Genomic DNA, 15,824 nt, shown 5'->3' with positions numbered 1-15,824 from the left:
GATGAGTTTGTTGGATGCGCATATTCCGCAGTTGGTGGCGTCGGAGTCGGCGTTTGGTGCCAAGGCGGCGTTGATGCGGTCGACGATGGCGCAGGCGGAGCAGGCGGCGATGTCGGCGCAGGCGTTTCATGTGGGTGAGGCGGCTGCGGCGTTTCAGGGGTCGCATGCGCGGTTTGTGGCGATGGCGGCGCGGGTGAATGCGTTGCTGGATATGGCGCAGGTGAATCTGGCGGACGCCGGTTCGACGTATGTGGCGGCTGATGCGGCTGCGGCTTCTGGTTACACCGGGGTTTAGGGAGGGTTTGTCTGATGTCGCAGATTATGTACAACTACCCGGCGATGTTGGCCCATGCGGCTGAGATGAATGGGTATGCGGGCACGTTGCAGGCGGTGGGTGCTGATATTGCCAGTGAGCAGGCGGCGTTGTCGGCGGCGTGGCAGGGCGATACGGGGATGACGTATCAGGCGTGGCAGGCGCAGTGGAATCAGGCGATGGAGGAGTTGGTGTTGGCTTATCGTGCGATGGCCTCCACGCATGAGACCAACACCTTGATGATGAACGCGCGTGACACCGCCGAAGCCGCCAAGTGGGGCTGACAGAGCGCAAGCTCTGGCCTGTCACGGTTGGTTTCGGCGGCATTCGTCGGGCAGTCCACCGTGCGCACCCCGGCGTAGGGTCCGTGGAATGCCTCTAATGCGTAGTGAAGGTGACAGCTGGGACATCAACACCAGCGTCGGTTCGACGGCCTTGTTCGTGGCCACCGCCCGGGCCCTGGAAGCCCGCAAAGCCGATCCAGCGGCCGTCGATCCGTATGCGGAGCTGTTCTGCCGGGCGGTCGGCGGGGACTGGGCGGCGGTGCTGGACGGCAGCTTGCCTGGCCACGAGCTGTTGTCCAGTGACTTCGGGCAGCACTTCGTCAATTTCCAGGGTGCGCGCACCCGCTACTTCGACGACTACTTCAGCGGGGTCGTAGAAGCTGGGGTGCGCCAGGTGGTGATTCTGGCGGCCGGACTGGACTCCCGCGCCTTTCGCTTGTCCTGGCCGGACGAGACAACGATCTTCGAGTTGGACCAGCCGCAAGTGCTCGCGTTCAAGAGCTATGTCCTCTCGCAGCGCGGCATCCGTCCCACGGCGGAGCGGCGTGAGGTAGCCGTTGACCTCCGTGAGGACTGGCCGCAGGCGCTGCGTGACGCCGGTTTCGACCCGGCCCGGCCCTCGGCATGGATCGTCGAGGGCCTGTTGCTCTATCTCCCTGCCGTTGCCCAGGAGCAGCTGTTCGCCGGTATCGATGGCCTCGCTGCTTCGGGCAGTCGCGTCGCGGTTGAGGACGGCGTCCCGATGCCCCAGGACGCGTATGACGCCGCGGTTGCGGCCGAAGTCGAGGCAGGCGACGACTCCCGCAACTTCCATCGGCTGGTCTACAACGAGCAGCACGCTCCCGCGGATCAGTGGTTCGGCGCTCGTGGCTGGACCGCGACGGTGACGCCGCTGGCCGATTGCCTGCGCCAGTTGGATCGCCCCGTTCCGGAGCCCGACACCCGGGCCGGTCAGATGATCCTGCGGAACTCGCTGATGTGGGCAGTTAAGGGCTAGGAGCGGTTCAGTGGTCGCTGCCGAGAACCGTTGTGGAAGACGAACCCCGCATGCGGTAGCGTGCGAGACAATCGAAAATGATTTTCAATAAGGAGTCGGGTGATGGGTTGGAACGACGTCGGCGCGCCAGCGTCCGGTTCGTGGGGCGAAAAGCCGCCTGCGGGAGTGATGGAAGTCGCCTGCCGATCGTCCCGATCGATCTCGACAGTTAGCTTATGCAATGCTAACTTCAGCCGGGTTGGCGCAGTCAAAAACAGCGAAGGAGCGAGCCACGCATGAATAACGGTGATGCGGCTCTGCTCAGCCCGCAACCACGGGTCGACGAGGAAACCCTCAGCCGGTTCGCCACCTGCTGCCGAGCCCTCGGTATCGAGGTTTACCAGCGGAAACGTCCTGCCGACCTGACGGCGGCACGTACTGGCTTCGCGGCACTCACCCGGGTCGCGCACGAGCAGTGCGACGCCTGGATCGGCCTGGCCGCCGCCGGCGATCAGTCGCCGCGGGTGCTGGCCGCCGTCTCGCAGACCGCCGCCAGCGCCGGCGCCCTGCAGCGGCGCCTGGACCTTCAGCAGGGTGCCCTCGGGTTCCACTACGACACCGGGCTGTACCTGAAGTTGCGCGCCACCGAAGCCGACGACTTCCACCTCGCCCACGCCGCGCAGCTGGCGATGGCCGGCCGGTGCGCCGAGGCGAACGCGGTGGTCGCCGAGATCGCCGCGCGGCGTCCCGATTGGAATGACGTTCGCTGGATGGCGATCGCGGTGAACCACCACGCCGGGCGCTGGTCGGACATGGTCAAGCTGTTGACTCCGATCGTCAACGACCCCGACCGCGACGAGCTGTTCACCCACGCCGCCAAGATCGCGTTGGGGATCGCCCTGGCGCGGCTGGGTATGTACGCCCCGGCGTTGTCTTACCTGGAGGAGCCGGACGGGCCGATCGCGGTCGCCGCCACCGACGGGGCCTTGGCCAAGGGGCTGATCCTGCGGGCCCAAGACGATGAGGAATCCGCCGCCGAAGTGCTGCAGGACCTCTACGCCGCCAACCCGGAGAACGAGCAGGTCCAACATGCCTTGTTGGACCACAGCTTCGGGATCGTCACGACCACCGCGGCCCGGATCGAGGCCCGGACCGACCCCTGGGACCCCGACACCGAGCCCAGTGCCGAGGACTTCGTCGACCCGTCCGCCCACGAACGCAAGGCCGAACTGCTGGCCGAAGCCGAACGCGAACTCGGCGAGTTCATCGGGCTGTCCGAGGTCAAAAACCAGGTGCAGCGACTCAAGAGTTCGGTGGCCATGGAAGTGGTGCGCAAGCAGCACGGGCTGGCCGTCGGCCAGCGCACCCACCACCTGGTCTTCGCCGGGCCGCCCGGGACCGGTAAGACCACCATCGCCCGTGTGGTGGCCAAGATCTACTGCGGCCTGGGCCTGCTGAAGAAAGAAAACATCAAAGAGGTGCACCGTGCCGACCTGATCGGTCAGCACATCGGTGAGACCGAGGCCAAAACCAACGCCATCATCGACAGTGCCCTCGACGGTGTGCTGTTCCTCGACGAGGCATACGCCTTGGTGGCCACCGGCGCCAAGAACGACTTCGGGTTGGTTGCCATCGACACGCTGCTGGCCCGCATGGAGAACGACCGTGATCGGTTGGTGGTGATCGTCGCCGGTTACCGCGCCGACCTGGACCGGTTCCTGGACACCAACGAAGGTCTGCGGTCGCGTTTCACCCGCAGCATCGACTTCCCGTCCTACCAGCCGCCGGAGCTGGTCGAGATCGCGCACAAGATGGCCGAGCAGCGTGACAGCCGTTTCGAACAGACCGCACTCGAAGAGATGCAGGCGCTGTTCGGTCAGCTGGCCGAGGCGTCGCACCCCGATGCGAACGGAATCGCCCGGCGCAGCCTGGACATCGCCGGCAATGGCCGCTTCGTGCGAAACGTCGTCGAACGCTCCGAGGAGGAGCGCGAATTCAGGCTTGACCATTCCGAACAGTCCGGCACCGGACTGTTCACCGATGAGGAGCTCATGACCATTACGACCGAAGATGTTCGTAACTCGGTGGCGCCGTTGCTGCGTGGCCTGGGCCTGGAGACCAACGCATGAGCGCGGCACAGCCCGACCGGTCCGATGACGATCGGCGCTCGTTCGCGTCGCGGACCCCGGTCAACGAGAATCCCGATCGGGTCGAGTACCGGCGCGGTTTCGTCACCAAGCATCAGGTCAGCGGCTGGCGATTCGTCATGCGGCGCATCGCCTCCGGCGTAGCCCTGCACGACACCCGGATGTTGGTGGAGCCGCTACGCGCACAGGCGCGTGCGGTGCTGATGGGTCTGCTGGTGCTGGCCACCGTGGTGGGCGGCTGCTTCGTATTCACCCTGATCTGGCCCAACAGCGCGGCCAACAACGACCCGGTGCTGGCAGACAAGTCCACCTCCGCGCTGTATGTGCGAGTCGGAGACCAGCTGCACCCGGTGCTGAACCTGACCTCAGCGCGCCTGATCGCCGGCCGGCCGGTCAACCCGACCGTGGTGAAAAGCACTGCGCTGGACAAGTTCGCCCGTGGCAACCTCATCGGTATCCCCGGAGCCCCGGAACGCATGGTGCAGAGCAGCGCTCGCGACGCCGATTGGACGGCGTGCGACTCGGTGACCGGCTCGACTGCCGGGGTCACGGTGATCGGCGGGCCGTTGGCCTACAGCGGCTCTCGCGCCGGTGCGCTCGACGCACAGCAGGCGGTGCTGGTCGACAACGGTGCCGGTGCATGGTTGCTGTGGGACGGCAAGCGCAGCCGGATCGACCTGTCCGACCACGCCATCACCGGTGCCCTGGGCCTCGGCGAGCGCGGTTCGGCTGTGCCCACCCCACGCCCGATCGCCACCGGACTGTTCAACGCGATTCCGGAGGCGCCCGCACTGGTGGCCCCGGTGATCCCCGGCGCCGGCGGCAAGCCGTCATACGACCTGCACGCGGCGGCGCCGGTGGGAGCCGTTGTGGCGGCACACTCCCTGGACGGCAACTCCGACGGCACCCTGCACTACTACGCGGTGCTGGAGGACGGCTTGCAGCCGATTTCTGGTGTGGTGGCGGCGGTGTTGCGTAATACGGATTCGCTGGGTTTGGATCGGCCGCCGGTGTTGGGTGCTGATGATGTTGCGCGGTTGCCGGTGTCGCGGCAGTTGGATGTGTCGCGTTTTCCGGAGCGGCCGGTGCGGGTGGTGGATGCGGTGTCGGCGCCGGTGACGTGTGCGCAGTGGAGTAAGCCTGCTGGTGCGTCGACGAGTTCGTTGACGTTGTTGTCGGGTTCGATGTTGCCGTTGCGTGAGGGTGTGCGGACGTTGGATTTGGTGGGTGCTGGTGTGGGCGGCACGGCGGCGCGGGTGGCGTTGGCGCCGGGATCGGGTTATTTCGTTCAGAGTGTGAACAGTGATCCGGCGGCTAACGCCAGTGCGGGTCCACTGTTTTGGGTTTCGGATACCGGTGTGCGCTATGGCATTAACACTGAGGCCGGTTCGGGCGGGGGCGAGGGAGACACCGTCGCGGCGTTGGGTTTGAGTGAGCCGGCGTTGCCGATTCCGTGGTCGGTGTTGTCGCAGTTTGCGGTGGGTCCTGTGTTGTCGCGTGGTGATGCGTTGTTGGCGCATGACGGGTTGGCGCCTGATGGGCGTGGGGGTCGTCGTGGCGTTGGCGCCTGGATCGGTTTATTTCGTTCAGAGTGTGAATGGTGATCCGGCGGCTAATGCGAGTGTGGGTCCGTTGTTTTGGGTTTCTGATACCGGTGTGCGGTATGGGATTAACACTGAGTCCGGTACTAGTGGGGGTGAGGGGGACACCATCGGCGCGTTGGGTTTGAGTGAGCCGGCGTTGCCGATTCCGTGGTCGGTGTTGTCGCAGTTTGCGGTGGGTCCTGTGTTGTCGCGTGGTGATGCGTTGTTGGCTCATGACGGGTTGGCGCCTGATGGGCGTGGGGGTCGTCGTGTGGCTGGGGTGTCTGGTGCTGGATCTAACGGGGGAGAGTCCCGATGAGTCGTTTGATTTTTGAGGCGCGTCGTCGGTTGCCGGTGCCGGTGACCGATCGGGGGACGATCACGGTTGAGCCGCCGCCGGAGTTGCCGCGGTTGGTTCCGGCGTCGTTTTTGCAGCGGGCGTTGCCGGTGGTGATTGTGATTTTGATTGTGGGCATGGTGATTGCCATGGTTGCGACGGGGATGCGGTTGGTGTCTCCGGTGATGTTGTTTTTCCCGTTTGCGTTGTTGGTGGCGGCGGCGGGGATTTATCGGGGTGGGGATAAGAAGGCCCGCACGGTGGAGGTGGATGCCGAGCGGGCGGATTATTTGCGGTATTTGTCGGTGGTCCGCGACAACATTCGGGGGTCGGCGGCTAAGCAGCGGGCGGCGGCGGAGTGGTCGCATCCGGATCCGGTGGATTTGGTGGCGGTGCCGGGTTCGCGGCGCCAGTGGGAACGCGATCCGCATGATGAGGATTTTTTGGTGGTGCGTACGGGCCGCCATGCGGTGGGGTTGGCCAGTGCGGTGCGGGTGAGTGATACCGCTGATGAGATTGATTTGGAGCCGGTCTCACACAGTGCGTTGCGCAGTTTGCTTGATACCCAGCGCACGGTGCGTGATGTGCCCGTGGGTGTGGATGTGGGGAAGTTGTCGCGGATCAGTGTGCTCGGCCAGGGCCAGGACGCTGCCGCGGAGGTGCGGGCGGCGGTGCGGGCGTGGGTGGCTCAGGCGGTGAGCTGGCATGACCCGACGATGTTGGGGGTGGCGTTGGCCTCTGCGGAGTTGGAGTCGGACGCGTGGAGCTGGTTGAAGTGGTTGCCGCATGCTGATATTGCTGGCCAGGTTGATGGGGTGGGTCCGGCCCGGTATTTGGCGACCAGCGGTGAGGAGTTGGTGTCGTTGTTGGCGCCGGTGCTGGCGACGCGCCCGGCGTTTACCGGTGAGGCCGGTGAGAGCGCGCGGCATGTGTTGGTGATCATTGATGATCCCGATTTTGATGTGGCGGCTTCGGTGTTGGGTTCGGCCCGCGCCGGGGTGACCGTCATCCAGCGCAGCACGATCGAGCCCAATCGGGAGCAGTATTCCGATCCGGAGCGTCCGATCCTGCGGATCAGCGCGGGTGGGGGGTCGATTGATCGTTGGCATTCTGGTGGTTGGCAGCGTTATGTCGATAACGCCGATCAGCTCGGTGTGGAGGAGGCGGCGCATCTGGCGCGCCGGTTGTCGCGGTGGGATTCCAATCCGACGCATGCCGGGTTGCGGTCGGCCGGCACCCGGGGTGCCAGCTTCACCACGTTGTTGGGTATTGCCGACGCCTCGCGCCTGGATGTTCCGGCGTTGTGGGCGCCGCGCACGCGTGAGCAGGAGTTGCGGGTGCCGATTGGGGTGACCGCGACGGGGGAGCCGTTGTTCTTCGATCTCAAGGATGAGGCCGAGGGTGGGATGGGTCCGCATGGGTTGATGATCGGGATGACCGGTTCGGGTAAGTCGCAGACGTTGATGGCGATCCTGCTGTCACTGTTGACGACGCATTCGGCGGATCGGTTGATCGTGATCTACGCCGATTTCAAGGGGGAGGCCGGCGCGGACATTTTCCGGCATTTCCCGCAGGTGGTTGCGGTGATCTCCAATATGGCCGAGAAGCGCTCGTTGGCGGACCGGTTCGCCGACACCCTGCGCGGTGAGGTGGCGCGGCGGGAGTTGTTGCTGCGGGAGGCGGGTCGGGCGGTGCAGGGCAGTGCGTTTAATTCGGTGACTGAGTATGAGGCGGCGATCGCGGCGGGGCATGATTTGGCGCCGATCCCGACACTGTTCATTGTGGCTGATGAGTTCACGTTGATGTTGGCTGATCATCCCGAGTACGCCGAGTTGTTCGATTATGTGGCCCGTAAAGGTCGTTCGTTCCGGATCCATATTCTGTTCGCGTCGCAAACGTTGGATGTGGGCAAGATCAAGGACATCGACAAGAACACGTCGTATCGGATCGGGCTCAAGGTCGCTTCGGCCAGTGTGTCGCGGCAGATCATTGGGGTCGAGGACGCTTATCACATCGAGTCGGGTAAAGAGCACAAAGGTGAGGGCTTTTTGGTGCCGGCCCCGGGTGCGGCGCCGATCAAGTTCCGTTCCACGTATGTCGATGGGATTTATGATCCGCCGGCGCGGTCGCGGGCGGTGGTGATGCAGGCGTTGCCGGAGCCGAAATTGTTCACCGCCGGGGCCGTTGATTCGGGGCAGCAGACCACGATCGTTGAGGCCGAGGAAGAGGTGGTGGGTCCGCCCCGCAAGTTGATCGCCACCATCGGCGAGCAGTTGGCGAACTACGGTCCGCAGGCCCCGGCGTTGTGGTTGCCGCCCTTGGATGAGCCGATCGCGTTGGCGGCGACGTTGGCTGGGGCGGGGATCAGTGAGCGGGCGTTGCGGTGGCCGTAGGGCCATTTCCACACAACCTTTGCGCTGCGCCGCGTCCCTAACGTCCCTGATGCCCGTTCGGCCTCGGGGAACCTGCTCATTCATGGGGGCCCCAAGTCGGGGAAGACCACGGCATTGCAGACGTTCATCCTCTCCGCCGCGGCCCTGCATTCGCCGCGGGAGGTCAGTTTCTACTGCCTCGATTACGGCGGCCGGCAGTTGCGGGCCGTGGAGGGGTTGGCGCATGTGGGCAGTGTCGCCTCCGGCCTAGAACCCGAGAAGATCCGCCGCACCTTCGGCGAACTCGAACAACTGTTGACCGCCCGTCAGCAGCGTGAAGCGTTCCGTGATGGCAGCATCGGTGCCCTCAACGACGGCTACGGCGAAGTGTTCTTGGTGATCGATAACCTGTATGCGTTCAGTCGCGATAACACCGATGCGTTCAACACCCGCAATCCGCTTTTGGCCAAGGTCACCGAACTGGTCAACGTCGGCCTGGCCTACGGCATCCATGTCGTGGTCACCACCCCCAGCTGGCTGGAAGTCCCGCTGGCGATGCGTGATGGCCTCGGCCTGCGCCTCGAACTCAAGTTGCATGATGCCCGTGACAGCAATGTGCGGGTCGCCGGAGCCTTGACGCGTCCGGCTGAGGCGGTGCCGGCCAATGCGCCGGGTCGTGGGTTGACGATGGCCGCCGAGCACTTCTTGATCGCCCAACCCGATCTGACCCAGATCGAGGCGATCAACGCCCGCCACCCGGGATTGGCGGCGCCGCCGGTGCGGTTGTTGCCGACCAACCTGGCCCCCGAAGAAGTCGGGGTGCTCTATCCGGCGGTCGATCATGTGGTGATCGGGGTCCGCGAAGAGGACCTGGCGCCGGTGCAGGTGGACTTCACCACCAACCCACTGCTGCTGGTGCTCGGGGATGCCAAATCCGGCAAAACCACCCTGCTGCGCCACCTCATCCGCACCGTGCGGGAACACTCCAGTGCTGATCAGGTCGCGTTCACCGTCCTGGACCGACGCCTGCACCTGGTCGACGAACCGTTGTTCGCCGACAATGAGTACACCGCGAATGTGGATCGGGTCCTGCCGGCCATGCTCGGCCTCTCGGCGTTGATCGGGTCGCGGCGGCCCCCAGCAGGCTTGTCGGCCGCCGATCTAGCCTCCTGGAGCTATCAGGGGCACACCCACTACCTGATCATCGACGATGTCGATGCCATCCCGGACTCCCCGGCCCTAACCGGCCCCTATGCCGGGCAACGACCGTGGAGCACCCTGATCGAGTTGCTCTCGCAAGCAGGCGACCTCGGACTGCGGGTAATCGTCACCGCACGCGCCACCGGATCAGCACACGCATTGATGACCAACCCCCTGCTGCGCCGGCTCAACGACCTACAAGCCACCACCCTGATGCTCTCAGGCAACCCCGCCGACAGCGGCAAAATCCGCGGCCAACGCTTCGCACGCCTGCCCGCAGGACGAGCAATCCTCCTCACCGACAACGACGAACCCACCTACCTACAACTAGTCAACCCGCAATTCAGCCAAAGTCTGACGCGCTGACGCGTATCGAATTACGGAAGGGGAAATTGTCATGACGCTCAATGTGGTTCCGGAAGGTCTCGCCGCCGCCAGTGCAGCGGTCGAGGCATTGACCGCCCGCCTGGCGGCAGCGCAGGCCAGCGCCGCCCCGCTGATCACCGCGGTGGTTCCGCCGGCGGCCGACCCGGTGTCGCTGCAGACCGCTGCCGGTTTCAGCGCGCAGGGCAGCGAGCACGCCGCGGTGGCCGCTCAGGGCGCCACCGAGTTGGGCCGCGCCGGTGTCGGCGTCGGTGAGTCTGGTGTCAATTACGCCGTCGGTGATGCCGCGGGTGCGACCACCTATTTCGGCGGCCTTCGGGGCGGCGCCGGCTGATGATTTCCGCCCCGGTCTGGATCGCCTCCCCACCGGAGGTGCATTCAGCATTGCTGAGCAGCGGACCCGGACCGGGTCCGTTGTTATCGGCTGCCGGGGTGTGGAATTCACTGAGCGTCGAGTACGCCTCAGTGGCAGACGAACTCACCGCACTGCTCGGCGAGGTGCAGACCGGCGCATGGCAGGGACCCAGCGCCGAGCAGTACCTGGCCGCGCACGTGCCGTATCTGGCGTGGCTGGGCCAGGCCAGCGCGGACAGCGCCGGGGTAGCCGCACAGCATGAGGTGGCCGCCACGGCGTACACCAGTGCGTTGGCGTCGATGCCGACACTGGCCGAATTGGCCGCCAATCACATGACGCACGGGGTGCTGGTCGCCACCAACTTCTTCGGGATCAACACGATCCCGATCACGCTCAACGAAGCCGACTATGTCCGGATGTGGATCCAGGCGGCCACCACCATGAGCACCTATCACGCGGTGTCCGGTGCCGCCCTGGCGTCGGCGCCGCGTGCGGTGGAAGCTCCACCGGTGGTCAAGTCCGATTCGGCGCTGCCGGCCGATGACACCTCCTCGGGCACTGGGGATTTCTTCAAGGAGCTCTGGGACCAGCTGGTTCGGCTCGTTGAGGATCCAATAGCGGCCATCCAGGCTATCTTTGCGAACCCTGCCGCCTGGTTCCCGTTGCTGTTCTTTATCGCCTACGAGGCGTTCTTCATCCCGGTCGGTTGGACGACCTGGTCGCTGGTTTTCGCCAGTCCGGCCCTGCTCGCGGGCATTCTCGGGGGGGTTCTGAGCCAGCTAGCTGAGCCGGGCGAGGATGGTGCGCCCGAGGGAATCGCCGAGCCGGTGATACCGGGCTCGGCCCCGTCGGGTGACCGGTCGGCCCCGGTGATCGCGGGCTTCAGCCCGAGTATCGCCACACCCGGTGCGGCGGGTGTTCCCCCGGCGCCGGCCACGTCGGTGGCGGCGCCGACACCGCCCGCAGCCGGGGCGATGGCCTTCGGCTACCTAGGCGCCGGGGCAAATCCGGGCAGCGGGGTCGGGCCGACCCTGACCGACCGGGACAAGGCGCAGGCACCGGCTTCGCGTGTGCCCGCGGCAGCCGCCGCGGTGGGCGTCTCCGCTCGGGAAAAGGCACGAGCGCGTCGGCGCCGGCACGCGGTGATGCGAGACCACGCCGACGAGTTCATGGATCTGGATTCGGACCCCGCCAGCAGCCCGGCCGACGCCCCAGCGGCGGGCTCTGCGGTCGGCTCGGATCGGGGAGCCGGCGGCCTGGGCTTTACCGGGACTGTAGGCAAGCGCGGCACCGCAACGGCGTCGGGTCTGGCCACGATGGCCGGCGACGGCTTCGGTCGCGGACCAACTATGCCGATGTTGCCTGAGACCTGGGGTGATACCGAGGGCGTTGACCCGGAGCGAGGAGCGGAGTCGACGGAATGACGGTCGAGAAATCAGCAGTAATAACAGTCAGGAAAGGAGTGCAACGATGAGTATGTTGGATGCGCATATTCCGCAGTTGGTGGCGTCGGAGTCGGCGTTTGGTGCCAAGGCGGCGTTGATGCGGTCGACGATGGCGCAGGCGGAGCAGGCGGCGATGTCGGCGCAGGCGTTTCATGTGGGTGAGGCGGCTGCGGCGTTTCAGGGGTCGCATGCGCGGTTTGTGGCGATGGCGGCGCGGGTGAATGCCTTGCTGGATATGGCGCAGGTGAATCTGGCGGATGCCGGTTCGACGTATGTGGCGGCTGATGCGGCCGCGGCTTCTGGTTACACCGGGGTTTAGGGAGGGTTTGTCTGATGTCGCAGATTATGTACAACTACCCGGCGATGTTGGCCCATGCGGCTGAGATGAATGGGTATGCGGGCACGTTGCAGGCGGTGGGTGCTGATATTGCCAGTGAGCAGGCGGCGTTGTCGGCGGCGTGGCAGGGCGATACGGGGATGACGTATCAGGCGTGGCAGGCGCAGTGGAATCAGGCGATGGAGGAGTTGGTGCTGGCTTATCGTGCGATGGCCTCCACGCATGAGACCAACACCTTGATGATGAACGCGCGCGACACCGCCGAAGCCGCCAAGTGGGGCTGACTCCAGTGATCCGCTCGATGAGGGAAGGCAGCTCGCCTTGAACAGGGGTGCTGACCCCAACGCTGCCGAACTGACCGTCGAGCAAGCCTGGTACATCGCGGAAACCGTTGGTGCCGGGTCTTTTCCGTGGGTTTTGGCAATCACCATGCCCTACACGGACGCCGGGGAGCGGGGCGCGTTCATGGCGCGCCAGCGCGACGAACTCACCCGGATGGGAATTGTCTCGCCGGAGGGCACGGTCAATCCGGCCGTGGCCGAATGGATCCGGGTGGTGTGCTTCCCGGACCGGTGGCTGGACCTACGCTATGTGGGTTCGGCCGCCGGCGGGACCCCCGAGATGTTGCGCGGCATCGTTGCGCGCCGCGACCAGAACACCGGCAAGGCCGGTCGGACGGTGGTGGCGCTGCGCAATGCGCAACTGGTCACGTTCACCGTGATGGACATCGACGACCCGCGCCTGCTGGTCCCGGTGCTCGGAGCGGGCCTGCGGCAGCGCCCACCGGCCCGGTTCGACGAGTTCACCCTGCCGGCCCGGGTCGGTGCCCGCGCCGACGAGCGACTGCGCGCCGGAGCCCCGCTCGCCGAAGTCCTTGACTACCTGGGTATTCCCGCCTCGGCGCGGCCGATCGTGGAGTCGGTGTTCACCGGACCGCGGTACTACGTGGAGATTGTCGCGGGATGCGCACGCGACGGGCGGCATACCACCACCGAAGTGGGGATGAGTTTGGTCGACGCCGATGCGGGCCGCATCCTGATCAGTCCGTCGCAGGCCTTCGACGGCGAGTGGGTCTCGACCTTCCGGCCCGGAACCGACTTCGCGACTGCCGTCGCGATTGAACAGCTGACCGCCACCCTGCCCGAGGGTACGTGGTTCCCCGGTCAGCGCCTGTCCCGAGATTTCACCACCCAGCTGTCCTAAAGCAGCAAAAAGAACGTCCCCAGCAGAGAAGAGAACAGGGAACACAATGAGCGAAGCCCCGGTGCTGACCAGCGCCGTCATGCCGATTGTCCGCATCGCGGTCCTGGCCGACAGTCGGCTGACCGAGATCGCCGTGCCCGCGGAGTTGCCGCTGCGCGAAATCCTGCCGGCGGTGCAACGCCTGGTGGCTCCCGACGCCGGTGACTCGGCTGATTCGGCCGAACCGACCGGTGCCACGACGCGACTGAGCCTGGCGCCGGTCGGCGGTGCACCGTTCAGCCTGGACGCCAGCCTGGACACCGTCGGGGTCGTGGACGGCGACCTGCTGGCCCTGCGTCCGGTGCCGGTCGGCCCGGCGGCCCCCGGCATCGTCGAGGACATCGCCGACGCTGCCGTCATCTTCTCGGCTTCCCGGCGTAAGCCCTGGGGTGCCAAGCACATTCAACGCGCGGCGTTGGCCGCCGGAACCGGGCTGATCGTCGCCGCTACCGGGCTCGCGACCGCGCACCGCGCACTCACCGGCGAGCCTGCCGGCCTGGTCGCGACCGGGGCCATCGCCCTACTCACGGTGCTCGCTGCGCTGCTGTGCCGCACGCGTTCGGCCGAGGCGGCACTGACCCTGTCGATTGCGGCACTCGTACCGCTCGCCGCGGTGGGCACCCTGGCAGTGCCGGGGGTGTTCAGTCCGGCACACGTGGTGCTGGGCGCGGCCGCGGTCAGCGCGTGGTCGCTGATCTGCCTGATCTTGCCGCCGGGCGGTCGTGGCGAGCGCGGGATCGCATTCTTCACCGCGGCGGTGGTCGTCGGTGTCGGGGTGCTGGCGGCGGCTGCCGTCAGAACCTTCTGGGAGCTGCCGTTCGTTACCCTCGGCTCTGGCCTGATCACCGCTTCCCTGCTGCTGACCATTGCTGCGCCACAGGTTCGGCGTTGTGGGCGCGGCTGCCGTTGCCGGTGATCCCGGCGCCGGGCGACCCGACGCCGTCGGCGCTGCCGGAAAGCGTGCTTGCGGACCTGCCGCGCCGAGTCCGTGTCACTGACGCCCACCAGACTGGCTTCATCGCCGGATCCGTGCTGCTCGCTGTGCTCGGTTCGGTTGCCATCGCCTTTGCACCCGAGGGGCTTTCGGGTTGGGCCTGGTATGTGGTCGCCGGCATCGCGGTGGCTTCGGTGCTGCGGGCCCGGGTGTGGGACTCGGCGTGGTGCAAGGCCTGGCTGCTGGCCGAGCCGCACCTGACGGCGATCGCCCTGCTGGTCGGTTACGCAGCTACCGGCCGGTACGCGGCCGCCTTCGGCGCGGTGCTGGTGCTGGCCGCCTTGGTGGCGGTGTGGGCCGTGGTCTCCTTGAGCCCGTCGGTGGCATCGCCGGAGAGCTACTCGCTGCCGGTGCGTCGCCTGGTGGGCTTCCTGGCTTCCGGCGTCGACGCCACTCTGATCCCGGTCATGGCCTACCTGGTCGGCATCTTCGCCTGGGTTCTGTCTCGATGACCGTTGCCGAAAAGCACCATCGGAGTCGGTCGGCGGTCCGGGGGGCCGGGATCGCGGTACTGGCGGCGTTGCTGACCAGTGCGCCGGCCCTGGCGATCACTCCGCCGACGGTCGACCCGACCGTGCCGCCGCCCAGCGGAGCGCCCGGCCCCGTCGCGGCGATGGAACAGCGCGGCGACTGTGCCAGTTCGGGTTTGATGCCCGGCAGCAACCTCAGCACCGCGACGGCCGGACAGCGAATGCTCGATCTCCCCGCCGCGTGGCAGTTCTCCCGTGGCGAAGGACAGACGGTGGCCGTTATCGACACCGGTGTCCGGCCGGGTCCGCGGCTGCCGGCGGTGGAGCCGGGCGGCGACTACATCGGGACCACCGACGGCCTGACCGACTGCGATGGCCACGGAACGCTGGTTGCCGGGATCGTGGCCGGCCAGCCGGGTGATGACGGCTTCACCGGGGTGGCCCCGGCCGCCCGGCTGCTGTCATTGCGGACGGCCTCGGCAGCGATCTCGCCGCGGCTGGGCGGCGACGACCCGCGGACAACTCGGGTGATCACCGACATCACCGCACTGGCGCGGGCCATCGTGCACGCCGCCGACCTCGGTGCGCGGGTCATCACGATCTCCACCACCACCTGCCTGCCGGCCGACCGCAACGTCGACCAGACGGCGCTGGGCGCGGCCCTGCGCTACGCGGCAGTGGAAAAGGACGCGCTGATCGTGGCGGCCGCCGGTGACGCCGGCCAGACCGGATCGGTCGGCGGCGGCGGGGAGGCGTGTGAGTCCAATCCGCTCACCGACCTGAGCCGCCCACAGGACCCGCGCAACTGGGCCGGGGTGACGTCCCTGTCGGTGCCGTCGTGGTGGCACCCCTACGTGCTGTCGGTGGCGTCGCTGTCGTCCAGCGGCCGGCCGTCCGGATTCAGCATGGCCGGACCGTGGGTCGGCGTGGCCGCCCCCGGCGAGGACATCGTCTCGGTAAGCAACCGCGAAGACGGCGGCCTGGCCAACGCGCTGCCCGGCAACCAGGGCCGGTTGGTGCCGCTCAGTGGTACCGGCTACGCCGCCGGGTACGTGGCCGGCGTCGCCGCGCTGGTCCGCGGTCGTTACCCGGACCTGAATGCGATGCAGGTCGCGCACCGGATTGTCTCCACCGCCCACAACTCCGCGCGCGCACCATCGGATCTGGTGGGCGCCGGAATCATCGACCCGGTGGCCGCCCTGACTTGGGAATTGCCCCCGGCCGCGGACCCGGCTGCCTCACCCGCGAAGAAGATCTCCCCGCCCCCGGCGCCGCAACCCGAGGACCCGGCGCCGCGGACCGTGGCCTTCGCCGGAACCGCGCTGCTGGCCGGGTTGGTCGGCGCCGCCGCCCCGGCAGCCGCTCGCCGACGAAAGGAAAACTAG

General features: G+C 66.8%; 12 protein-coding genes and 2 pseudogenes. All 14 read left to right on the top strand.

From position 1 onward, the window contains the following. The first annotated feature begins 1 nt into the window (after position 1). The 14 genes and pseudogenes from BN4346_RS27190 (at position 2) to mycP (ending at position 15,824) form a co-directional block, all read left to right on the top strand. Positions 2–295, top strand: coding sequence for a type VII secretion protein EsxS (locus BN4346_RS27190; protein ID WP_067968459.1), 294 nt, complete (start codon positions 2–4; stop codon positions 293–295). Between the two features lie 14 nt (positions 296–309). Further along, positions 310–597, top strand: coding sequence for a WXG100 family type VII secretion target (locus tag BN4346_RS27185; protein WP_046287208.1), 288 nt, complete (start codon positions 310–312; stop codon positions 595–597). A 97-nt stretch (positions 598–694) separates the two neighbouring features. Beyond that, a complete protein-coding gene (locus BN4346_RS27180; protein ID WP_067968457.1) occupies positions 695–1,594 on the top strand; it encodes a class I SAM-dependent methyltransferase in 900 nt (299 codons plus the stop codon). A gap of 275 nt (positions 1,595–1,869) precedes the next feature. Next, entirely contained in the window at positions 1,870–3,702 is a 1,833-nt protein-coding gene (gene eccA / locus BN4346_RS27175) for a type VII secretion AAA-ATPase EccA (protein WP_067968453.1), read from the top strand. Further along, a complete protein-coding gene (gene eccB, locus BN4346_RS27170; protein WP_067968452.1) occupies positions 3,699–5,324 on the top strand; it encodes a type VII secretion protein EccB in 1,626 nt (541 codons plus the stop codon). The genes eccA and eccB overlap by 4 nt, the downstream gene beginning before the upstream one ends. Continuing rightward, the gene (locus BN4346_RS27165; RefSeq protein ID WP_096867612.1) at positions 5,224–5,622 is read left to right on the top strand and encodes a type VII secretion protein EccB; all 399 of its coding nucleotides are present in this window, start codon (positions 5,224–5,226) and stop codon (positions 5,620–5,622) included. The genes eccB and BN4346_RS27165 overlap by 101 nt, the downstream gene beginning before the upstream one ends. Then, positions 5,619–9,578: pseudogene (eccCa, locus tag BN4346_RS27160) on the top strand (type VII secretion protein EccCa). Before BN4346_RS27165 ends, eccCa begins: the two are co-directional and overlap by 4 nt. Positions 9,579–9,609: 31 nt before the next feature. Beyond that, a complete protein-coding gene (locus BN4346_RS27155) occupies positions 9,610–9,930 on the top strand; it encodes a PE family protein (protein ID WP_067968449.1) in 321 nt (106 codons plus the stop codon). A gap of 2 nt (positions 9,931–9,932) precedes the next feature. Next, positions 9,933–11,375 carry a PPE family protein gene (locus BN4346_RS27150; RefSeq protein ID WP_407695122.1) on the top strand — a complete coding sequence of 481 codons (1,443 nt, stop codon included), beginning with the start codon at positions 9,933–9,935 and terminating at the stop codon, positions 11,373–11,375. A gap of 46 nt (positions 11,376–11,421) precedes the next feature. Then, positions 11,422–11,715, top strand: a complete 294-nt coding sequence (locus BN4346_RS27145) for a hypothetical protein (protein ID WP_064890669.1) — start codon at positions 11,422–11,424, stop codon at positions 11,713–11,715. A 14-nt stretch (positions 11,716–11,729) separates the two neighbouring features. After that, entirely contained in the window at positions 11,730–12,017 is a 288-nt protein-coding gene (locus BN4346_RS27140) for a WXG100 family type VII secretion target (RefSeq protein ID WP_046287208.1), read from the top strand. A gap of 37 nt (positions 12,018–12,054) precedes the next feature. Continuing rightward, complete coding sequence (locus BN4346_RS27135; protein WP_067968444.1) at positions 12,055–12,936, top strand: ESX secretion-associated protein EspG; 882 nt, start codon at positions 12,055–12,057, stop codon at positions 12,934–12,936. 46 nt (positions 12,937–12,982) lie between these two features. Next, positions 12,983–14,421: pseudogene (gene eccD / locus BN4346_RS27130) on the top strand (type VII secretion integral membrane protein EccD). Beyond that, complete coding sequence (gene mycP, locus BN4346_RS27125; protein ID WP_067968440.1) at positions 14,418–15,824, top strand: type VII secretion-associated serine protease mycosin; 1,407 nt, start codon at positions 14,418–14,420, stop codon at positions 15,822–15,824. The pseudogene eccD and the gene mycP overlap by 4 nt, the downstream one beginning before the upstream one ends.

Origin of the sequence: Mycolicibacter icosiumassiliensis, assembly GCF_900078685.2 — a bacterium.
In the GTDB taxonomy this organism is placed as follows: Bacteria; Actinomycetota; Actinomycetes; order Mycobacteriales; family Mycobacteriaceae; genus Mycobacterium; species Mycobacterium icosiumassiliensis.
The sequence above is the reverse complement of the archived record's forward strand: the minus strand, read 5'-3'. Positions and strand labels throughout refer to the sequence as shown.